15 protein-coding genes are annotated in these 22,237 nt (G+C 63.4%); 6 read left to right on the forward strand and 9 right to left on the reverse strand.

The annotated features are described in order from the left end of the window. The first annotated feature begins 249 nt into the window (after positions 1 to 249). From EN859_RS10105 to EN859_RS10125, 5 genes are all read left to right on the forward strand, one after another. Positions 250 to 1,374, forward strand: coding sequence for a sugar ABC transporter substrate-binding protein (locus tag EN859_RS10105; RefSeq protein ID WP_127853214.1), 1,125 nt, complete (start codon positions 250 to 252; stop codon positions 1,372 to 1,374). A 77-nt stretch (positions 1,375 to 1,451) separates the two neighbouring features. Then, entirely contained in the window at positions 1,452 to 2,999 is a 1,548-nt protein-coding gene (locus EN859_RS10110) for a sugar ABC transporter ATP-binding protein (protein ID WP_127853215.1), read from the forward strand. A gap of 13 nt (positions 3,000 to 3,012) precedes the next feature. After that, a complete protein-coding gene (locus tag EN859_RS10115) occupies positions 3,013 to 3,993 on the forward strand; it encodes an ABC transporter permease (protein WP_127853216.1) in 981 nt (326 codons plus the stop codon). Beyond that, positions 3,990 to 4,976, forward strand: coding sequence for an ABC transporter permease (locus EN859_RS10120; RefSeq protein WP_127853217.1), 987 nt, complete (start codon positions 3,990 to 3,992; stop codon positions 4,974 to 4,976). Before EN859_RS10115 ends, EN859_RS10120 begins: the two co-directional genes overlap by 4 nt. 19 nt (positions 4,977 to 4,995) lie before the next feature. After that, complete coding sequence (locus tag EN859_RS10125) at positions 4,996 to 5,544, forward strand: gluconokinase (RefSeq protein WP_127853218.1); 549 nt, start codon at positions 4,996 to 4,998, stop codon at positions 5,542 to 5,544. Between the two features lie 96 nt (positions 5,545 to 5,640). Here EN859_RS10125 and EN859_RS10130 read toward each other — a convergent pair whose 3' ends face one another. The 9 genes from EN859_RS10130 to EN859_RS10170 form a co-directional block, all read right to left on the reverse strand. Further along, a complete protein-coding gene (locus EN859_RS10130; protein ID WP_127853219.1) occupies positions 5,641 to 6,090 on the reverse strand; it encodes an Rrf2 family transcriptional regulator in 450 nt (149 codons plus the stop codon). 257 nt (positions 6,091 to 6,347) lie between these two features. Then, complete coding sequence (locus EN859_RS10135; RefSeq protein WP_127853220.1) at positions 6,348 to 7,334, reverse strand: sulfate ABC transporter substrate-binding protein; 987 nt, start codon at positions 7,332 to 7,334, stop codon at positions 6,348 to 6,350. 254 nt (positions 7,335 to 7,588) lie between these two features. Further along, positions 7,589 to 8,629 carry a sulfate/molybdate ABC transporter ATP-binding protein gene (locus EN859_RS10140; RefSeq protein ID WP_127853221.1) on the reverse strand — a complete coding sequence of 347 codons (1,041 nt, stop codon included), beginning with the start codon at positions 8,627 to 8,629 and terminating at the stop codon, positions 7,589 to 7,591. Positions 8,630 to 8,698: 69 nt separating this feature from the next. Further along, complete coding sequence (gene cysW / locus EN859_RS10145; protein ID WP_127853222.1) at positions 8,699 to 9,583, reverse strand: sulfate ABC transporter permease subunit CysW; 885 nt, start codon at positions 9,581 to 9,583, stop codon at positions 8,699 to 8,701. Next, the gene (gene cysT, locus EN859_RS10150) at positions 9,576 to 10,427 is read right to left on the reverse strand and encodes a sulfate ABC transporter permease subunit CysT (protein ID WP_127853223.1); all 852 of its coding nucleotides are present in this window, start codon (positions 10,425 to 10,427) and stop codon (positions 9,576 to 9,578) included. The genes cysW and cysT overlap by 8 nt, the downstream gene beginning before the upstream one ends. Positions 10,428 to 10,450: 23 nt before the next feature. Further along, positions 10,451 to 11,479, reverse strand: coding sequence for a sulfate ABC transporter substrate-binding protein (locus EN859_RS10155; RefSeq protein WP_127853224.1), 1,029 nt, complete (start codon positions 11,477 to 11,479; stop codon positions 10,451 to 10,453). Positions 11,480 to 11,719: 240 nt separating this feature from the next. Then, positions 11,720 to 12,247 (reverse strand): M15 family metallopeptidase, encoded by a 528-nt coding sequence (locus tag EN859_RS10160; RefSeq protein WP_245525518.1) that lies wholly within the window; start codon positions 12,245 to 12,247, stop codon positions 11,720 to 11,722. 199 nt (positions 12,248 to 12,446) lie between these two features. Next, positions 12,447 to 14,528: a penicillin-binding protein 1C gene (gene pbpC / locus EN859_RS10165; RefSeq protein ID WP_127853225.1), complete on the reverse strand. Its 2,082-nt coding sequence runs from the start codon at positions 14,526 to 14,528 to the stop codon at positions 12,447 to 12,449. Between the two features lie 2 nt (positions 14,529 to 14,530). After that, on the reverse strand, positions 14,531 to 20,011 hold the full coding sequence (locus EN859_RS10170; protein WP_127853226.1) for an alpha-2-macroglobulin family protein: 5,481 nt from the start codon (positions 20,009 to 20,011) through the stop codon (positions 14,531 to 14,533). Positions 20,012 to 20,291: 280 nt separating this feature from the next. Here EN859_RS10170 and EN859_RS10175 point away from each other — a divergent pair, with 280 nt between their 5' ends. Next, positions 20,292 to 22,235 carry an autotransporter assembly complex family protein gene (locus tag EN859_RS10175; protein WP_127853227.1) on the forward strand — a complete coding sequence of 648 codons (1,944 nt, stop codon included), beginning with the start codon at positions 20,292 to 20,294 and terminating at the stop codon, positions 22,233 to 22,235. Positions 22,236 to 22,237 lie beyond the last annotated feature (2 nt).

A 22,237-nucleotide genomic window follows, 5' to 3' on the forward strand; every position in this document is an offset into this window, starting at 1 on the left:
ACCATCTCTCGCGCTCGGAAGCTCCAAGCGAAGATCCACGCCTGTTTATTATATATAAGCGACAGCTCATGCTTGTTTATTATATATAATATGATAGCTTTCATCTCCGCTTGAGGGGCGGTGAGGCAGGGGTCGGATCGGCAATTCGATCCACCTGAAAGGGCGCGACCGGCAGGAGGTGCCGGCCAGACGCGCAAAGACTTTCACGACAGGTAACGACAAGCAGAACTGCAATCGGGAGGAATATCGATGATCAAGTCACTCGCTGGTGGCATCGTTGCCGCCACTGCATTCGTTATGTTGAGTTCGTCGGCCATTGCCGATCCTGAAATCGTCAAGGGGCCGGCCGCCGAGCCGGACTGCTTCGTGCCATGGTCGGCCGATACCGAGTTCTTCAAGTTTCCCAAGAAGGAAGGCCCATACCGTATCGCGCTCGCCAACGGTTATATCGCCAACACCTGGCGCATCCAGATGGTGCAGACGGCAAAGGCCTATGCCGCGCAGCCGGATGTCGCCGCGAAACTAAAGGAATTCAAGGTCGTCTCGACCGGTGAAGATGTGCCGGCACAGATTTCAGCGATCAACAACTTCATCGATTCCGGCTATGACGCGATTGTCGTCAACGCGCAGAACCCGACCGCATTCGGACCAGTCATCAAGCGCGCCAAGGAAGCCGGCGTCGTGCTGGTAGCCTTCGACAACATTCTCGACACCAAGGACGCCATCAACGTCAATGTAGACCAGAAGGGCCTTGGCGAGCTGTGGGGCAACTGGCTGGTCAAGCATGTGCCGAACGGCGGCAAGGTGCTCGAAGTGCGCGGTGTCGCCGGCACTTCGGTCGACACCGACCGCCACAACGGCATTCACGAGGTTCTCGATGCCTCCGGCAAGAAGTGGGACGTCACCGAAGTCGTCGGCAAGTGGGACGACGGCGTGGCGCAAAAGGCCTCGGCCGATGCCATCGCCACCAATGGTCCCTTCGACGGCGTCACCGGCCAGGGCGGCGACACCGGCATCGTGCAGGCGATGATCGACGCCAAGCATCCGTTCGTGCCTTTCGGCGGCGAGACGGAAAACGGCTTCCGCAAGTTCTGCGCGGCCCATGCCGCGGACGGGCTGAAATGCTCGTCGGCCGGCACCGGCCCCGCCCAGGTCGCGGTTGCCATCAAGACGGCGATTGCAGCGCTCGAAGGCCAGGTCGTCCCGCAATCGGTGAAGCTGCCGCTGGCCATCGTCGAGGATCCGAACTTCAAGGAAGGCCAGGACTACTTCCCCGACCAGTCCGACAATTTCTTCGTCGGCAATTCCTTCCCGACCTGCGGCATCAATTTCACCGCGCAGGAAATCATGGGCCAGACCAAGGAAAACCAGTAAACTGATCGTCCGGCGCCGTGGAAATTCCACGGCGCCGGCCGCTCGATGCTCAATCGTCAAAGTGCCTTGGAGGGCCGATGGACGGTGCGGTTCCGCTCTTCAGCATGGAAGGCATATCCAAGCGCTACGGTGGCGTGCGGGCGCTGGAAAAGGCCGAGCTTTCGGTTACGCCAGGCAGCATTCATGCCATTCTCGGCGAGAACGGCGCCGGCAAATCGACGCTGATCAAGGTTATGGCCGGCGTCGTCGCGCCCGACGAAGGCCGCATGATGCTGGATGGCCGCGAGGTCACCTTCGCTTCGCCAGCCGCCGCCAACCAGGCCGGCATCGTTTGCATCTTCCAGGAGCTATCGCTGATCCCCGAACTCAGCGTTGCCGACAACATCGCCATTTCCGATCCGCCGAAGCGCTTTGGCATGATCGACCGCAAGGCACAGCGCCGCATCGCCGAGGAGGCGCTGGCGCGCGCGGGCGCCGCCGACATTCATCCGCTGGCGCTGGTCAAGGACCTGCCGCTGTCGCGGCGGCAGATGGTCGAGATCGCCAAGGCGCTGGCCAGGAAGCCGCGCATCCTGATCCTCGACGAGGCGACCTCGGCGCTGACCGCAGCGGACGTCGCCAAGATCTTCGCCGTGCTGAAGCGGCTGCGCTCGGAAGGGCTGGCGCTGCTGTACATCTCGCACCGCATGAACGAGATCGCCGAGCTTGCCGACCAGTGCACGGTGTTCCGCAACGGCCGCAATGTCGCCAGCTACGCAGCCGGCTCGAAGAGCGACAACGAAGTCGTCCAACTGATGATCGGCCGCGAATACAGCCATATCTTCCCGGCAAAACCCGCGCGTGCACCGGGCACTGCCGTTCCCGTGCTGGAGGCGCGTAAGCTTTCGTGGACCGACCGGCTGGACAATGTCTCGCTGTCGGTTGGCGCAGGCGAGGTCGTCGGCCTTGGCGGCCTCGACGGTCAGGGCCAGCGCGAATTGCTGCTGGCTTTCTTCGGTGTGCTGCGCGGCCTGTCCGGCCAGATTTTGATCGACGGCAAGCCGGTGGCGATCGCCAGTCCGGCCGCCGCGCGCGGCGACCGGATCGGCATGGCGCTGATCCCGGAGGATCGCAAGACCGAAGGCCTGATGCTGCCGATGACGGTACGCGAAAACCTCTCTTTCGCAGCGCTCGACCGGCTGTCCAGGGCCGGCATCATCGACCGCACCGCTGAGCAGCGGCTGATCGACGACATGGTCGGCCTGCTGGCGATCAAGACGGCGGGCCTCGACATTCCGGTTGGCGCGCTATCCGGTGGCAACCAGCAGAAGGTCGTCATCGCCAAATGGCTGATGCGGCAGCCGCGCATCATCCTGCTTAACGATCCGACGCGCGGCATCGATGTCGGCACCAAGCAGGAACTCTATCAGCTGATGCGCAAGCTCGCCGATGCCGGTGCGGCGATCCTGTTCTATTCGACCGACTATGACGAACTGATCGGCTGCTGCGACCGGGTGCTGGTGCTCTATGACGGCGCGGTCAAGCGCGAACTGGTCGGCGCCGAGATCACCGAGCGGGCGCTGATTGCCAGCGCGCTCAACATCCGTGGCGATGAGGCCAGCCCGAGGCGAGGAGCTAACGCGTGAAAGGGATCATAGCGTGAAAGACTGGCGCTACTGGCTTGCCGAACAGCGCGGAACGCTGCTGGCGTTCGGCATCTTCATTGTCATGTTTGCGATCTACACCTCGAACCATCCGGCGGGCTTTACCGCCAACGTCGTGCAGACGGCCTCGAACAAGGGCGTGCTGCTCGCCTTCGTGGCGATGGCGCAAACGCTGGTAGTGATCACCGCCGGCATCGACCTTTCCGTCGGCATGATCTTCACGCTGACCAATTGCCTGGCCTCCTGGCTGGTCATCGGCAGCGGCGTCGAGACCGCCTTCGGGGTCGCCGCGGTGCTAGGCACCGGGCTGCTGTGCGGGGCGATCAACGGCGCCATCGTCATCTATGGGCGGCTGCAGCCGATCGTCGCCACCATCGCCACCGGTGCGGTCTATTTCGGCATCGCGTTGCTGCTAAGGCCGTTTCCGGGCGGCTCTGTCAACGAAGGTCTAGCCGATGCGCTGACCGGACGCCTGTTCGGCGTGGTGCCGGCGAGCCTGGTTGCGCTGCTGGCCGTCGTGCTCGTCGTCTGGGTGCCGTTCAGCCGCTCGGTGCTCGGCCGCGCCGCCTATGCGGCGGGGTCGTCGGAGATGGCGGCGTATATGTCCGGCGTGCCGATCCGGCGCGGAAAATTCACCGCCTATGCGCTAGCGGGGCTGCTTGCCGCGATCGGTGGGCTGTTCCTTACGTTCTTCACCTATACCGGCGACGCGGCCTATGCCAGCGGTAACGCCTATACGCTGTTTTCGATCGCCGCCGTGGTGCTCGGCGGCGTGTCGCTGTTCGGCGGCAAGGGCAGTGCCATCGGCGCGATCTTCGGCGCGCTTGCTTTCCGCACCATCGGCGACCTGCTCTTCGTCTTCGATTTCGATCCGCTCTGGCAGCCGCTGTTCCAGGGCGTTATCCTACTGATCGCGGTCAGCCTCGGCGCCTTCGGCCTGTTCAGGGTCCGCAACCGGCTGGAGTGGTTCCTGTGAGCGAAACGACTATCGGCGGTATTGCGAACCGCATGCCGAAATTCATCCGCCGCGCCGATCCGGCGGTCGTTACGGCCTTTGCCTGCATCGTGCTGCTGCTATTCGTCGGCAGCCTCTATTCACGCAGCTTCCTGTCGCCTGAATATCTGCTGCAGCAGCTCAAGGTGGCCTCGTTCCTCGGTGTCATCGCCACCGGTATGATGCTGGTCATCCTGCTCGGCCAGATCGACCTGTCGGTGCCATGGTCGGTGGCGGTCGGCGCCATGATGGCATGTGCGGCGGCCGCTTACGGTCCGGTCGGCGTGGCCCTTGCCATTCCGTTCGGCATCTTCTGCGGCGTACTGATCGGCATTGTCAACGGCATCGGTGTCGCCTACCTGCGCATTCCCTCGATGATCATAACGCTTGCCACCAACGCCGTCGCGCAAGGGCTGATGGTGGTCTACACCGGGGGCTTCTCGCCGCAGGATTCGGCGACGGCGGCGATGCGCTACCTGGCGACCGGCTTTGCCATTCCGGCTGTACCCAACGCGGTCATCATCTGGGTGCTGATCGGCGCGGCAACAGTGTTCGTGCTGAGCCGCACCGGCTTCGGCCGTACCGTCTATGGCATTGGCAACCGCGAGCGCGCCGCCTATCTTTCCGGCATCGACACGCGGCGTGTGGTGATGATCGCCTTTGCAGTGTCCGGAGGACTCTCGGCCTTTGGCGGCGTGCTGCTGGCCGGCTATGCCTCCAAGGCGGCCCAGTCGATGGGCGATGCCTACCTTTTGCCGTCGATCGCTGCGGTGGTGCTCGGCGGCACCTCGATCCTCGGCGGTCGCGGCTCCTATCTCGGCACGGTAGCCGGCGTGATCCTGATCACGCTTTTGCAATCCATTCTCTCCGTCATGCAGATGCCCGAGGCCGGACGGCAGATCATCTACGGCGTCGTCATCGTCGCCATGCTGCTGCTCTATGGCCGCGCGCCGGCAAGCCGCTAAGCTGCATGGCTGACGCTGCATGACTGACGAAAGAGTGACACAGCCGCCAGCGGGTCGATCGGCACCGGCCATCGTGGTGATGGGGGTGGCCGGCTGCGGCAAGTCAGTCGTCGGCGAAGCGCTGGCGGCGGCATTGGGGGCACTCTTCGTCGAGGGCGACAGACTGCATCCGCCCGAAAACGTCGCGCGCATGGCAAGCGGCGAGCCGCTCACCGATCAACTCCGCCAAGGTTGGCTCGACGCCATCGGCCAGCGCATTGCAGCGTCGGTCGCCGGCGGGCGGGGTGTGGTCGCCGCGTGCTCGGCACTGAAGCGCAGCTACCGCGATCGTCTGCGTGGTTTTTGCCAGGATATCGTTTTCGTCCATCTGGAGATCGACCCCGCAACGGCAAAACTGCGCGTCGGCAACCGCAAGGGTCATTTCATGCCGGCAAGCCTGGTCGACAGCCAGTTCGCCATTCTCGAGGCGCCGGCAGCGGACGAGCGGGCATTGACGTTGGACGGGACGCGCCCGGTCTCCGACAGTGTCGCCACCGTGGTTAGCCTGCTCGGCGGGGCGAGTTCATGAGGTCGCACAGGCATCCTTGAGGTGCCCGAGGGCTCGACTTCCAAGATCCAGCCTATCGGTTGCTGCTGGCAGGCTCGGACCGCGGCAACGCCGGATTTAGATCTGCGACGTCAGCTCGACCTGGAAATCGTCGTTGTCGGCGTCACGCATGGCGGCGAGGCTGCGGTTGTCCAGCACCTCGGCGATCGCCTGGCGTACCTCCAGCATCATATGCCGTACCTGGCACGTCGCCTCGTTGCAGTCCTCGCAACGCTGGTACTGCGTGCGGCTGGCGCAAGGGATCGGCGCCAGCGGCCCGTCTAGGACGCGCACGACATGGCCGATCTTGATTTCGGAGGCTGGCCGGGCGAGGCGATAACCGCCTTCCTTGCCCTTGCGGCTCTGGACGAAGCCGGCATTGCGCAACTCGCCGAGAATGGCGTCCAGAAATTTCTTCGGAATGTTGTTGGCGACGGCAATGTCGTTGACGAATGCAAGCTGGCCGACCGGCAGGCCGGAGAGATGCACGAGGGCCTTGAGGCCGTATTTGCCTTTTTTGGTAAGCATGCCCGATTCAGTTCATGAAACCCCAACCACCCGCATCTGGCGGTTGTTTGTGTGCAAATCATGACGTTTCGATCGCGCGATGCAGGTTCGTGCAAACAAGCCGCCCGATGGCACGGTTGTCACAAAGGCGTTGATTCTTCGTAACGTTTTGGACGCCAGGCGGCCGGAACCCGGCCGAATTGCACTTCCTGAGCCGAATAGCAAAGAAAGCCGGCTCGCCGCCGGCTTTCTTTGCTCAGTTCGGAAAGTGGAGGAGCTTAGCGACTGCCGTAGGTCTGGTCGAGCAGACCACCAGCCGCGAAATGCTCGGCCTGCACCTTATCCCAGCCGCCGAAGACATCGTTCACTGTCAGCAGGCGAACATCGGGAAACTGGTCCTTGTACTTGGCTGCAACTGCTGGGTCGCGAACCCGGTTGCCGTTCTCGGCAAGGATCTCCTGGCCTTGTGGCGTGTAGAGGAAATCGAGATAGGTCTTGGCGAGATCGCGAGTGCCATGCTCTTCGGCGACCTTGTCGACGATCGCCACCGGAAACTCGGCCAGCAGGCTGACGGAGGGCGTGACCTGTTCGAACTTGTCTTCGCCATACTCCTTGCGGATGCCGCGCGTCTCCGACTCGAAGGTGATCAGAACATCGCCGATCTCGCGCTGCACGAAGGTGGTGGTGGCGGCGCGGCCGCCGGTATCGAAGATCGGCACGTTGTTGAACAGCTTGGTGACGAACTCCTTCACCTTGGCGTCGTCGCCCTTGAAGGCTTCCTTGGCATAGGCGGTGGCTGCCAGATAGGTGTAGCGCGCATTGCCTGAGGTCTTCGGATTGGGGAAGATCACCTGCACGTCGTCGCGCACGAGATCGTTCCAGTCCTTGATATGTTTCGGATTTCCGGCGCGTACCAGAAAGGACGGTAGCGAATAGAACGGCGAGGCGTTGTCGGGGAAATTCTTCTGCCAATCGGCGGAGACGAGGCCCTTCTTGACCAGGAAGTTGACGTCGATGACTTGGTTGAAGGTGACGACATCGGCACTGAGGCCTTCCGCGATGGCGCGCGCTTGCGCCGAACTTCCGGCATGCGACTGGTCGATGCTCACGCCGGGGTGCTCGGCAATGAAGGCCTTGTTGACCTCAGCAAAGAGTTCGCGGCCGACATCATAGGATGCGTTCAGCAATCTGTCGGCCGACCAGGCCTGTGAGGATGCGAGGAACAGGCCGGCCAGGGTGGCGAGGCCAAGCAAAAATCGCTTCATGAAAACAGGACTCCCTGAGAATGCCGCCTAAGAATACCGCTTGTCGAACGCCGAGAGAATAATAGGGCGGTGGACCGCCGCGACGAGACATGCGGGCCGGGCCTGTGGCGTTGCCGTGAGAAAAAGCTTTGCCGAAACAGCCCGCTGGTAGGATTTTCGTCCAAGCGGAGTCTTTTCGGCGTGTCCTTGCCAAGTCAGCACGGCAAAACCGGTTCCCACTTTTTTCTGCGCGGACTTCGGTTCAGGATCATGGTCTAGGCGACTGGAAAAAGCTTCCAACGCCCCGGCCGGAATGCCACCCGGCTCTTTTGCGCCGCCGGATGGTCGACAGGCAGCTCGATCTCGACCCGTTGGCGTTCGCCGCCGATTTCGAGCTCTACCCGTCTCGTGCCCGAAAGCCGGCGGCTGGCGGCGACCGTGCCGGCGATGCAGCCGTTGCAACTGTCCAGCAATTCGATATCGTGCGGTCGAAAGAACAGTACGGCCTCGCCGTTCGGTACATGTGGCGCGGACAGTCCGATCGGACGATCGGCGATCCAGACCTCGCCGTCCTCGACCTTGACCGGGACCGAGCTCGATTCGCCGATGAAGCTGTAGACGAAGGGCGAGTTCGGCGTGTCGTAGATTTCGTCGGCGGAGCCGACCTGCTCGATGCGGCCCTGGCTCATCACAACGACGCGGTCGGCAAGCTCCAGCGCTTCTTCCTGGTCATGAGTAACGAAAACCGTGGTGTGGCCGGTAGCGTCATGGATATCGCGCAGCCAGCGGCGCAGTTCGCGCCGCACCTGGGCATCGAGTGCGCCGAACGGCTCGTCGAGCAATAGCACACGCGGTTCGATCGCCATGGCACGCGCCAACGCCACGCGCTGGCGCTGGCCGCCTGAAAGCTGTGCCGGATAGCGCTTTTCGAGACCCGAGAGCTGAACGAGGTCGAGCAACTCAGAAGCGCGGCGGCGGATTTCCTTCGCCGACGGACGCGCCGCGCCGTGCCGCACCTTGAGGCCGAAACCGATATTGTCGGCGACCGTCATATGGCGAAACAGCGCATAGTGCTGGAAGACGAAGCCGACATTGCGCTCCTGGATCGACTTGTGCGAGGCGTCCTCCTCGCCGAAGAAGATCGCGCCCTTGGTCGGCTGCTCCAGCCCGGCGATCAGCCTGAGCAGCGTCGTCTTGCCTGAACCGGAAGGTCCGAGCAGCGCGATCAGCTCGCCGGATTTGATGTCAAGCGATACGTCGTGGAGAGCCGGAAACCGCTCAAACTCCTTGCGTACGTTGGTAATGCGGACTTCCATCAACCGTCCCTTTTTTGTCGATGCATGTCGTTACCCCAAAACCGCTACGCACTTTTGGGCCACGTGCATCTAGTGTCCGCGCACCGCGGCGATCTCGGCGCCGTAGCGCATCTCGAGAAGTGTTTTCAAGACCAGCGTGACGAGCGCCAAGCCGGCAAGCAGCGAAGCGACGGCGAAGGCGGCGACTGCGTTGTACTCATTGTATAGGATTTCGACATGCAGCGGCATGGTATTGGTCAACCCGCGTATGTGCCCCGACACGACCGACACCGCGCCGAATTCGCCCATTGCGCGGGCATTGCACAGCAGCACGCCGTAGAGCAATCCCCATTTGACGTTGGGCAGCGTCACGTACCAGAAGGTCTGCGAGCCATTGGCGCCGAGCGACAGCGCTGCCTCCTCGTCGCCATTGCCCTGTTCCTGCATCAGCGGGATCAGTTCGCGTGCGACGAAGGGGAAGGTGACGAAGATGGTGGCCAGCACGATGCCCGGCACGGCAAACAGGATGACGATGCCATGCGCCTTCAGCCAGGCGCCGAGCAGGCCTTGCGCGCCGAACAAAAGCACGTAGACCAGTCCGGAAATGACCGGCGAAACCGAGAAAGGCAAGTCGATGAGCGTGGTCAGGAAGGCCTTGCCTGTGAACTCGAACTTGGCGATCGCCCAGGCGGCGGAGATGCCGAAGACGATGTTGAGTGGTACCGAGATCGCCGCCACCAGCAGTGTCAGGCGGATCGCGGAGCGCGTGTCGGGGCTGGCCAGCGCCTCCGTGTAGGTACCGATTCCCTTGGCGAAGGCTTCGTTGAAGACGACGATCAGCGGCAACAGCAGGAAAACGCCGAGGAAGGCAAAAGCCACAATCATCAGCGCCGCCCGCACCGGCCGGCTTTCGGTAACCGCCGCGGACAGGCTTTCGTGGTACGGCTCGTAGGATTTGATCTCGGGGTCAGCCATAGCGTTTGCGGCTCCACGATTGCACCAGATTGACGACCAGGAGCATTACGAACGACAGTGCCAGCATGATCGTCGCGATCGCGGTCGCCGCCGGGTAGTTGTATTCCTCCAGCCGGATGACGATCAGGAGCGGCGCGATCTCGGACTTGTAAGGCAGATTGCCGGCGATGAAGATGACGGAGCCGTACTCGCCGACGCCACGCGCGAACGCCAGCGCGAAACCGGTGATGATGGCTGGCGCCAAACCGGGAAACAAGATGCGGGTGATAATCTGGAAACGGCTGGCGCCAAGCGTGGCGGCTACTTCCTCCACCTCCTTGTCAATCTCCTCCATGATCGGCTGCACGGTGCGCACGACGAAGGGCAGCCCAATGAAGACCAGCGCAATGACAATGCCGAGTGGCGTATAGGCGACTTTGATGCCGAGCGGCATCAGCAGCTTGCCGATCCAGCCGTTCGGGGCGTAGAGCGTGGTCAGCGCGATGCCGGCCACAGCGGTCGGCAGCGCGAAGGGCAGATCGACCATGGCATCGGCGATGCGACGGCCCGGAAAGCGATAACGCACCAGCACCCAGGCGACGATCGTGCCGAAGACGACATTGACGACAGCGGCGGCGAAGGCGGCGCCGAAGCTAATCCCAAGCGCATTGATGGTGCGGCGGTCGATGACAATCGCCCAAAAGTCGGCCCAGCCGAGCGCTGCCGAGCGCCAAACCAGCCCGGACAGGGGGATGAGGATGATGAGGGTGAGGTAGGCAAGCGAGAAGCCGAGCATCAATCCGAAACCTGGAATGACGCTCGGCTGTCTGAACCGCCACCCCGCCTGCGCGGGTGCTGTGGTCATGTCGTCCTGATCCAGGTCTTAGCTTACTGGGCCGGCTTGTAGATCTGGTCGAATATACCACCATCGCCGAAATGATAAGGCTGTGCTTTCTTCCAGCCACCAAAAAGCGGATCGTCGACGGTGATCAGCTTGATCTCGGGCAGTTTGGCAAGATCCTCCGCCGGCACCAGGTCGGGCTTCGCCGGACGATAATGGTTCTTGGCGATGATCGTCTGGCCTTCCTTGGAATAGAGGTAGCTCAGATAGGCTTCGGCGACTTTTCGTGTGCCCTTGGCATCGACATTGGCGTCGACCACCGCGACCGGCGGTTCGGCCCGGATCGAGGTTGGCGGATAGACAATGTCGAAATTGTCGGCGCCGAATTCGTCAAGCGCCAGATAGGCCTCGTTTTCCCAAGCGAGCAACACGTCGCCCAGGCCTTTTTGCGCGAAGGTCACGGTCGAGCCGCGCGCGCCGGCGTCAAGCACCGGAACATGGGAATAGAGGTTGCCGACGAATTCCTTGGTCTTGGCTTCGTCGCCACCGTTATTGGCGTTGGCGTAGGCCCACGCAGCGAGATAATTCCAGCGCGCGCCGCCCGAGGTCTTCGGGTTGGGCGTGATCACCTGGACATCCTCTTTGACCAGGTCGCCCCAGTCGTGAATGCCCTTCGGATTGCCCTTGCGGACGAGAAATACGATGGTCGAGGTATAGGGCGCTGAATTGTTCTCGAACTTTGTCCGCCAGTCGGGATTGATCTTCTTGGTTTTCGAGACGATGGCGTTGATGTCGCCCTCCAGCGCCAGCGTCACCACGTCGGCGTCGAGGCCGTCGATCACGGCGCGGGCCTGCGCGCCCGATCCGCCATGCGACTGCTGAATGGTGACCGTCTCGCCGGTTTCGGTTTTCCAGTGGGCGGCGAAAGCCTCGTCATAGGCCTTGTAGAGTTCACGCGTCGGATCATAGGACACGTTGAGAATGGTGGTATCGGCAAACGCGAAACCGAGGGTGCCGAACTGGACAGATGTGGCGACCAGTGCGCCGAGCAGTTTCCTGAAATGAGGGTTGGTCATTTCTGCCTCCGTTGAACTCACGCCAAATCTACCGACTTGATAGAAATTAGATGCATTCATTGTTGCCTTTTTTGCCCTTTCGAAGGAATTTTTCGCCTAGATTTTCGCATGGGAAGAAATTTTTTCCTCGTGAGGCCGTAGCCGGATTTCGGCGTCGTGAAGCGATCTAACTAGAAGCAGCCCACACGTCGGCAAGGCTGCTACTGTGAATGCGGTTCACGATCGCTGCAGCCAGTGTTTTCACTCGGCGGCGACGGGAAAATCGAAGCGCTGCTTGGCAAACGGCTCGTTTTCCAGTGTGAAATGCCACCATTCGCGCGCGTAATTCCTGAAGCCACCGGTGCGCATGGCATCGACAAGCCTTTTCCGGTTTGCCGTCGCCTCGCCGGCGAGAGGATGATGGGCGGTCTCGCTTGCCGGGTCGAAGCAGTCGAAGCCGGTACCGAAATCGAGCGTGTCGGCATCGGCTGCGCCGCAGGCCGGTTTTGGCGCGCTCTTGCGGTCGGCTCGCGCGATGGCGACATCGACGGTCGAGCCGCGCGAATGGGTAGACAATTCGCCGACATAGCCCTTGGCGATGAGGTCGTTGCGCCTGACCTTGGGGTACCATTGCGGGTCGGGTGGTCCGCCCTGCCTTGTCCATTCGCCCATGTCGGAGACGGCGCGCGCCGGCCGGTAGCAGTCGAAGACGACCAGCGTCAGCCCGTCAGCGGCAATCGCTTTCTGCACGCCGGAAAGCGCTACCGCCGCCTGCTGGTGAGGATGCACACCGGCGCGTCGTACCCGCTGGCCTTGCGGTGCAGGAAATTTTCGACGCCGGCTGCCGGATGGTGGGATCGACGTCGGCCAGCCGAACAAAGCTGGTGGGAAGCTCGGCGGCACGCGCCGGCAGAGGGAAGGCGAGGGGAAGCACGGCGCAAAACGCAATGCGCTGAATCGTTTGGCGTATTCTATTCAATGGGCACTTTCACTCGACGAACACCTTCACGCTCGCCGCGCGTCCTGCCGCGTCGATCACCGTCAGGGTCGAGTAGCCGGCGCCGTCCGGCTGCCAGGTGGCGGTGCGCCGCCGGTCGATGCCGACCAGCGGCTTGCCGTTGGCCAGCCAGCGGAAGGGCGCGCGGCCGCCTTGCAATTTCAGCACCAGCGGCGAAGCGTCGGCCGAATTGGTATCGAGATCGACACGCGCGCCGTCGGGCGGAAAGATGATCGTCGGCGCGGGCTCGGTCGGCGTGGCCTGCACCAGCCCGTCGGTGCCGGCACCGAAGCGCGCCAGAGTCACCGGCAGTTCGTCGCGCTTCGGCCTGATGACGCCGGCCGGCTTGCCTGGCAGCGGCACTGCGGCCAGGCCAGAACGGACAAAACCGTCGAACAGGATGGGTGCGGCAGAGACATAACCTGACAGACCTGGCACCGCGCCGGCATCGGGGCGGCCGACCCAGACGCCCAGCACGTAGCGGCCGTCGAAGCCGACCGACCAGGCGTCGCGGTAGCCGTAGGAGGTGCCGGTCTTGTAGGCGATGCCGCGCTGGGCGGCGCCCTCGGGCGGCTTGACGCCAGACAATATGTCGGTGACCTGCCAGTTCGCCTGGTCGTCGAGGATGGTGGCGGTGGAGCGTTCGGTATTCGCCGGCTCGGTGCCGTCATGCAGCGTGTGCGCCTTGCCGCCATTGGCGAGTCCGGTATAGAGTTGGACGAGATCGCGCAGCGTCACGCCGACGCCGCCAAGGCCAATCGCCAGGCCCGGCGCTTCGTTGACGGGCAGCACCGGCATAACTCCGGCCCGCCGAAAGCGCGCCGTCAGCCGCGCCGGCCCGACAGCGTCGAGCACCCGGATTGCCGGCACGTTGAGCGACAGTTGCAGCGCCTGTCTGATGCTGACGTCGCCCTGATAGCCCATGTCGAAATTCTTCGGCCGGTAGCCTGAAAAATCGGCCGGGCTGTCTTCGATCAACGTTTCCTGCGCAACCAGTCCCTGTTCGAAGGCGAGCCCATAGATGAACGGCTTCAGTGTCGAGCCGGGCGAGCGGACGACCCTGGTCATATCGATCCAGCCAGAGCGGCTGGCGTCGAAGAAATCGGCCGAGCCGACCTCGCCAAGGATATCGCCGGTGCGGGCATCGGCCAGCACCATGGCGACGGACAGGCGGGGGCCGAGCTTGGCGGCAGCGTCCTTGGCCACCTGCTCCAGCCCTTCCTGGACACTTTTGCGGATCGTCAGTCTTAGCGGCTGACCGGGGACGGCCTTGGGCAGCATCGCATAGGCGGCATGAGCTGCGAACGCCGGCAGCGTGCGCCGGAGGCTGGAAACGTCGTCGAGCGCGGCCCTGGCTGCCTCGCGTTCGCCGAGCAGGCCGGCCGAAATCATGCGGGTCAGCACCCGGTCGCGAGCGGCATGGGCGACCTGGAGGTTGCGGTCGGGCCGGCGCTTTTCCGGCAGCTGCGGCAGGGCGACGAGCAGCGCTGCCTCCGAAACCGTCAGTCGTTTCGGCTCCTTGCCGAAATAGGCCAGCGAGGCGGCACGCACGCCTTCGAGGTTGCCGCCATAGGGAGCCAGCGTCAGGTAGCGTTCAAGGATCTCGCGCTTCGACAGACGCCGCTCGATCTGGATGGCGCGCAGCATCTGCTTGATCTTGGAGCCAATGCTGCGGCTGTCGCGCGGCTCGATCAGCCGGGCAAGCTGCATCGACAGCGTCGAGCCACCGGAGACGATATGGCCGCTGGTGACGAACTGGCCGGCGGCGCGGGCCAGCGCCAGCACGTCGACGCCTTTGTGGTCCCAGAAGCGCTTGTCCTCATAGGTGGCCAGCATGTCGACGAACTGCCTGTCGACCTGGTCGAGGCTTGTGGCCAGCCGCCAATAGCCGTCCGGCGTGGCGAAGGCACGCAACAGCTGGCCGTCGCGGTCCTGCACCTCGGTCGACACTGTAAGGCTAGCCGGAAGCGGCGGCGGAAAGGCACGGTCGAGTCGCCAGAGAGCGACGGCGGAAAGCGCCAGCAGGCCGGCGCCCGCCGCCGTCCAGACCGCGATCCTGCGCAGCGCTTCCATCGTTATGGCGCCTTGACCTCCATCATGCCGGTCGCGGTGCGGGCCGAATATTGCGGCCGGTACATGTCCTCGACGGTTGCTGCCGGATGTGCATAGGTGCCCGGCGTCACCGCTCGCACGACATAGGCCAGCGTAATGTTGCGGTCGCCGTCGCCATCGTTCGGATTGAAGGCCGCGACGAAACGATCGTCGCGGAATTCGAGATGGGCGGCGTCGGTCTGCCCCAGCCAGGAGAAGTTGGACAGCTGGGCGCTGGAGACTAGGCCTGGATTGTCGATCTCGAAGCCGGCCGGCAGGAGATCGGTGATAAGCAGGCGCGAAGGCCACCTGTTCTGCTCATATATCTTGAGCACGACGACATAGCGTTCGTTCTGCTCGACCTCCGACACATTGGCCTCGGTACCATCGAGCTTGTAGTAGGTGCGCTCGATGGTGAAACCGCTGCCGCTGGCCGGCAGAGGCTGGATCGGCGAGGCCACAGTGGTGACCACCGCTTGCAGCGGGGTCTTGCCGGTGTTGGCGATGGTGAGCGGACTGTCAGCCAGGTCGCTGCCGGCGATCTGGTCCGAATAGCCGCCGGCATGTGGCGCGCCGTTGACAGTCAGCGTAATCGTATCATTGCCGGCCTTGAGCGCACGTGCTGCCAACAGCATCCAGGACTCGTCCTGGGTGCTGGTCCAGCGGGCGTTGGCGCGCTCCCTCGCCACCATCCTGATCAGCACCGGCACGATGGTCGGCACCGGTTTGCTTTCGGCTGCAAGCGCAAGCATCGCCGCGCCGTCGCGCAGCGGCGAGCCGTAATCCGACCGGTAATAGTCGTATTCGGAGGTCGACTGGGCTAGTTGCAACGCCGCCTGGAAGGTGGTTTCCGAACGCTGCGTGTCACCGTAAAGCGCCAGGCTAGCCGCCAGCTGGGCAACGGCCATCGGGCTCGAAAAAGCTTCGAGCTGCGTGTCGGCATAGTAGCGCAGGTCGCCGATCGAAGCCTTCTTGTTGCGGGCCAGCACATAAAGCGCATAAGCGATCTCGCTGCCGCGACCCTGGACGTCCTGGTCGTAGCCGAGCGAGTTCTGCAGGTTGCTCAGCGCTTGGCTGATCGCCAGGCTCGGCACGTCGTATTTCTGCTCGCGCGCCCTTGTCAGGAAGTCGGTGACATAGGCGTCGAGCCAGAGATCACCGGAGCCCGGACCCCAAAGGCCGAAACTGCCGGCCGAGGCCTGGTAGCTCAGCACCTTGTAGACGGCGTCCTGGATCCGGCCATGCAGGTCGGGGTCGCTGGCCATGCCGATGCCCGATGCCATCTCGTTGACGTAGAGAAGCGGCATGGCGCGGCTGGTGGTCTGCTCGGCGCAGCCATAGGGGTAACGGTCGAGCGTCATCAAGAGCGACGGCACGTCGAAGGCGGCGGCCTGCGAAACGCCTACGCTAACCGACGCGCCTTCGAGCAGGCTTGCCGCCAGAAGTTCCTTGTCGACGCGCAGCGAACCGCCATTTTCCTTAAGCTCGACAACCATGCGGGTGGTGACCGGCAGTTGCGCCGGGCGCACCGGCACATACAGCGTCTGCTCGACCGCGGTGCCGTCGGCATGGGCCAGCTTGACGGTGATTGAAGCGTTGCCCGGGGTCTGCGCGATCAGCGGCACAGTCAGCGTCTGCCGCTTGCCCTTGGCCAGCGTCAGCTTCTCGGGCAGGGCGGCATTGCCGGTCGAAAGATCGCCGGTCGTGTCGATGGTCAGCTGGTAGTCGCCGGCCGGACCGTCGGTGTCGGCGACGTCGAGCCGCATGACGGCGGAATCGCCGGGCGCCAGGAAGCGCGGCAGGCCGGCAGTTATTACCACCGGATCGCGCACGATCACGTCGGACTGGGCGTGGCCGACCGCTTCCCTGGTCCAGGCAACGGCCATGACGCGCACGGTGCCGTTGAACTGCGGAATGTCGAAGTCGATCCGCGCCTTGCCGTCGGCGTCGAGCTGGACCGGGCCGGAGAAGAAGGCGACCAGCTTTTCGGTCGGCGGACTGCCTTGCGACTGCATGTTGGCGCCGTCGCCGCCGGTACGCAGCTTGCCGGTGGTGCCCAGCGAGCCGTCGATCAGGCGGCCGTAGAGGTCGCGAACCTCCAGTCCCAGCATGCGCTGGCCGAAGAACCAGTTCTCCGGATCCGGCGCCTTGTAGTTGGTAAGGTTCAATATGCCGACATCGACGGCCGCGACCATGACATAGGCGTTGCTGCCCGGCTGCGCGCCGGCCACGGAAACCGGGATCGATAGCTGCCTGCGCGGCATGGTCTGGTCCGGCGGCGTCAAGGTGACAGCAAGCTTCTTCGGGCCTGGATCAACCTTCAGCCATTTCACGCCGATGGCGCGTGCCGGCATGCGCGTTTCCTGCGCATCGCCCGGCCTGAACAGCGTTGCCGTGACATAGGCGCCGGCGCCCCAGTCGTCGCCGACAGAGATGTCGACGGTGCTGCCGCCGGCCGGAACCGTCGCGGTGACGGTCTTCAACAGCTTGTCGGCGCCGATGGTCACGAGCAATTCACCGGCAAAGTGCGGCGAGATTTTTAGCTTGGCCACATCGCCCGCTGCATAGGTGTCCTTGTCGAGGGCGATCTCGAGGCCATCAGGCGTTTCGGTGGTGGTGGAGGAGACATACCAGCCGGCATCGAACTCATAGCTGGTCGCCGGGCCTTCCGGATCTGATGTCTCGATCTCGAGCCGGTACTGGCCCCAGTCGACCGGCAACGAGACGGTGGCCTCGGTATCGGCGGTCAGGTCGACCTGGCCGTTGGCCACCGACTTGGTGAAGGTGACGGGCTCATAGTTCCAGGAATTGTTGGAGCGGTACCACTGGTAATTGCGTTCGACCTTGACCAGCGACCACTGCGCACCCTTCAGCGCCTCGCGATTGCCGGCGGGATCGACGGCGATCAGGCCGAACTTCGCGGTGCCGCCTTGCGGCACCTCACGGCCGTCGAAATCCGGGCGGATGCCGATCATGTGACCTTGCGGCCGGATGCCGATGTCGAGCGAGCGCTCGACGGCGCGGCCGCCGGATTCGCGCATCCTGACCGTGACCTTGGCGCCGACCAGCTTGGTGGTCGAGGGCAACTGGTCGACCGAAACCGGGAAGGTCGCCTTGCCGTCGTCACCGACCACCGGCAGGCCGGTGAACGGCGTCACAGCCGGTTCCGCCGACTGCTCGTCGGCAAGACCGAAGGAATAGCCCTTGAAGCGGTCCCAGTCGCGCTTGGTCGACAGCGTAAGCTCGCCTTCGAGCGCGAGGCCGGCGGCCGGCGCGCCGTAGAGGAAGCGGCCGTCGACGGTTATGTTGGCGGTTTCGCCCCGTTCGATCTCCTGCTTGTCGGAAGACAGGTCGAACTCGATGCGATCCGGCACGAAATCCTCGACCAGGAACATCTGGCTGGCGACCGCCGCCTGCTTGGGATCGGTGTAGATCGACACCGTCCAGGTGCCGCGCATGGCGTTGGGTTCGAGCGGAAGGTCGACGGCATGGCCACCGGCGGGTGCGCCGTCGCTGACGATACGGCGGTTCTCGAGCCCGTCGGGGCGCGTGAAGATGAAGGTCAGCGGCAGGTTCTCGACCGCGTTGGCGGCGCCGTCGCGGGCAAGGGCTGCGACATGCACATCCTCGCCGGCACGGTAGATGCCGCGCTCGGTCCAGGCATAGACGTCGAGCGCGCCCGGCGCCGGGCGCCCGGCGACGCCGCGGTCGGACAGGTCGAAGCCGGCCCGGCCCATGTCGAGGAACACGAAGTCGTTGTCACCCTGCTTGGCCATCAGCACCGCCGGCACCATGCCGCCTTCGCCACGGGTCAGGCCGGGGTTGAAGACAGCGCGACCTTCGGCGTCGGTGGTCGCTGTACCGAGGATCTCGTTGTTGCGGGCAAGCAGCGTCAGCCCGGCGCCGGCGATCGGCTTGGCAGTTCCCAGCGAACGGGTAAAGACATTCAGCCCGTCCTGTCCGGTATAGGTCGACAGGCCGATGTCGGAGACGACGAACCACTGCGTGGCAAGCGAATTATAGTCGTCGCCATGGTCATCGACCGGCTGCGCAGTCAGCACATAGACGCCGGGCTTGCGCTGCGGCAGTGCTTCGTCGACTGGGAAAGAGGTGGTGACCTCCTTGTTGAGATCGTTAGCGATGTCGAGCTTACCCTGCCAGACCGGTTCGCCCATCTGATCGGAGATGTTGGAGATATCGTAGCTGTCAAGCTGGTGCAGGAACTGGTAGCCGGACAGGAGCTGGGCCAGCGAACGGTCGCCGATGCGGTAGAGCTTCATTTCAGCGGTGTTCATGTTGACGGTGACGACCGGTATGCCGCGGCGCGCGCCGGCAGGCAGCACGAAGCTGTCGCCTGTGAAGCGGGCCGAAGGCGCACGGTCCTGCACGTAGATCGACAGCACTACCGGTGCGGTGATCACTTCGCCGATGGCGGCGGGCAGGCCGGCGCGGAAGGTTACGTCGTAGTGCTGGCCATGCTCGAGCCCTTCGACGCAGATCTGCTTGTCCTTGGCTTCGACACCCTTGGGAGCCGCGTTGTCGACGGTGACGAACTGCGAATAGTCGACGCCGGTCTTGACCAGCTCCTCGGAAAACTGGGCGCAGATGCGCGGCGCGCTGGTGTCGGCGTCGACAGTGTGATCGATGACGCGGAAGCCCTTGCGAGCCTTGAGGTCCTGATAGGCGGCCCTGACTCCCGGCGAATTGACCAGCGCGAGGCTCGCTTCGTAGGCCTGCAGGGCCGGCCGGTAGAGGTCGCGGCGATCGAGCCCGTCACCGAGCAGCGCCAGCGCATCGGCGCGCGTTCGGGTGGTACGCAGGAGCTTGTAGGCGTTGAAGGCGGCGGAGGTGGCGTTTGCCGGCAAGGTCGACGGCTCGGAGGTGCTGGCAATCGGCGATACGGCGAGCGTTTCGCGTGCCAGGCCGAGCCAGAGCTGGCCGTCATCAGGCAATACCGAAACCGCCGCCTCGTATTTCTGCATGGCGGAGCGATGGTCGCCGGTCAGCGCCGCCTGCTCGGCAGCTGCCCTCAACGCCGTTAGCCCTTCGGTCGGCTTGGTGTAGGCAGGGTCGGTGAGCTTGTTGCGGTATTGCTGGGCCTGGTCGGCCATCCAGTTCGGGAAGAAGGCAAGTTCCGGCGGCGCGCCGATATCGGGATCGCCATCGACGTTGACGACCTTGCCAGCAACGGCGCCGTCGAACGTTTTCAGCGAATTAAAGTCGGATTTGAGGAAGCACCATTTGGCCTTGGTGTTGTAGGTGAACGCGCGGCAGGCGGGGTCGCCGAGGCACGTCGTCTTGCACTGGTCGAGGCTGACGTTCTGGTCGGACCGCAGATCGAAGCCGAAATAGTCGGAATTGTCCGATGTCACGACCCGCCGTGCTTCGGCCGCTTGCGCGACACTGACCCAGGCGAAGAAGAGCAGGATAAGGATCGACAGACCACGGGCCGCGCGCATTGCCATTACACCCTCCAGACACTGCTTACGTCCAGGCATGTTCAAGCTTCAGTCAGGCTTGTCAACACGAGGACGCGGCAGGTTCCGCCTGCCAACGGTTTCATTTCCGGCCGATGGCCGTTATGCGGACAGTACCTCCATAGGACAGGGATCACGCTTTCTTGCAGCGACGCAGAAGGTGTGAATTCCAAGCCCTGTCCATTTCAGACAATTGGATTGTGGCCCCTTTACGAGCAATTCAGAACTTCATTCCAATTTTAGCTTTGGGAGCTAGGGTGGAGCTATAATGTCGGCGCATGAAAGGCAGATGTCGGGAGGATCCGCGCTACGGCGGGTGCTTTCGCGCGCCCTGCTTTTCGCCCTGACATGCTCAATTGCACTGACAGCCGAAAGCAGAAATGCTGTCGCTTTCGAGATTTTCGGCATCAAGCTGTGGGGATCGTCGGAGGAGGAAGACGCCGATATCGTCGACCCGCTGCGCTATGCCGTGACCATCGAGGCACCAAATCTCGACAAGAATGGCGCCGAAAAGGGCCTGGTTAAGAAACTCGAGAACGCCTCGACGCTGAAGGCCGACGAGGAGCACCCAGTTTCCGGTTCGCTCGGTCTGTTGGCGAAGGCGCGCAGCGACCGCGAGCAGCTGGTCGCTGCGCTCTATGCGGATGCCCGCTACGAAGGTGTCGTCACCATCACCATTCAGGGCAAGCCGCTCGACGAATTGCCGCCCGACGCCGAATTCTCGGGCCCGCAGCCAATTCCCGTGGCCATCAACGTTACTGCCGGGCCGAAATTCACGCTTGGCAACATCAAGCTGGAAGGCGATGCGGCTGGGCTGGCGAGCGCCGACTTCGGCCTGATCGCCGGCGGCGATGCCGGCTCCGGCGCGGTGCTCAAGGCCGAGGCATTGATCGTGCGGGCGCTGCAGCAGGAGGGCAGGCCGCTGGCCAAGATAACGGGCAGCGAGATCGTCGCCGACCACGCCACCTCGACTCTCGACGTGACGCTCACCGTGGCGGCCGGGCCGGTCGCCGGCTATGGCAACACAACCGTCGAAGGTACCGAGAAGGTCGACCGCGATTTCACCGAATACATGACCGGCCTGAAGCGCGGGCGCCAATATTCGCCGGATGAGATCGAGGATGCGCGCGACCGGCTACTCGGGCTGGAAGTGTTCAATAGCGTGACGCTGAAGGAGGCCGATAGCCTCGATGCCGAAGGCAACATCCCGATCGGCGTCCAGGTCAGCGAACGCAAGCCGCGCTATTTCGGTCTTGGCGGCTCCTTCTCCAATACCGAGGGGCTGGGTATCGAGGGTTATTGGGGCCACCGCAACCTGTTCGGCCGTGCCGAAAAGCTGCGCATCGACGGCGCGATCAGCGGCATCGGCAGCAACGACCTGACCGAGCTCAACTACAATGCCGGCATCATGTTCGAAAAACCGGGCGTAGTCGGGCCGGCGTCGAAATTCTTCGCTGGGGTCAAGACCGTGCTCGAGCATCCCGACGCCTATGACCATTTCTCGGTCAAGGGCAATACCGGCCTCTCCTACGAACTCGACAAGAGGCAGACAGTGTCGGCAGAGGTGGCGCTCGACTACTCGAGGATCCGCGATTCTTTCGGTAAGCACAGATATCTGATCGCCAGCATTCCGCTGCAATATGTCTTTGACAATCGCGACGACCGGCTCAATCCGACGAAAGGCTTCAGGGCGCTGGCCTATGCCGAGCCGAGCTACGACATCTTGAGCGGTGCTGCCTTCGTCAAGCTGAAGGGCGAAGGATCGACCTACCAGTCGCTCGACAGCGGTGGAAGATTTGTCTTGGCCGAACGCGCCGCCATCGGCTCGATCATCGGCACCAGTCTTCAGAACGTTCCGGCCGACCGGCGCTTCTACTCCGGCGGCGGCGGCTCGGTGCGTGGGTATGCCTATCAGGGCATCGGCCCTAAGGACATCGACGGACAGCCGATCGGCGGGCTTTCGTTCTTCGAGACGTCGGTCGAAATGCGCGTTGCCGTCACCGACACGATCGGCATCGTGCCGTTCGTCGATGCCGGCACCGTCTCGACCAAACAATTTCCGGACTTTTCCGACATGAAGGTCGGCGCCGGCGTCGGCGTGCGTTATTTAACCCCATTCGGGCCACTGCGCGTCGATGCCGCCGTGCCGCTCAACCGCGACCCCGGTGATCCGCATTTCGGCATCTATGCCGGTATCGGCCAGGCGTTCTGACG

The organism is Mesorhizobium sp. M00.F.Ca.ET.216.01.1.1 (assembly GCF_004010325.2).
In the GTDB taxonomy this organism is placed as follows: domain Bacteria; phylum Pseudomonadota; class Alphaproteobacteria; order Rhizobiales; family Rhizobiaceae; genus Mesorhizobium.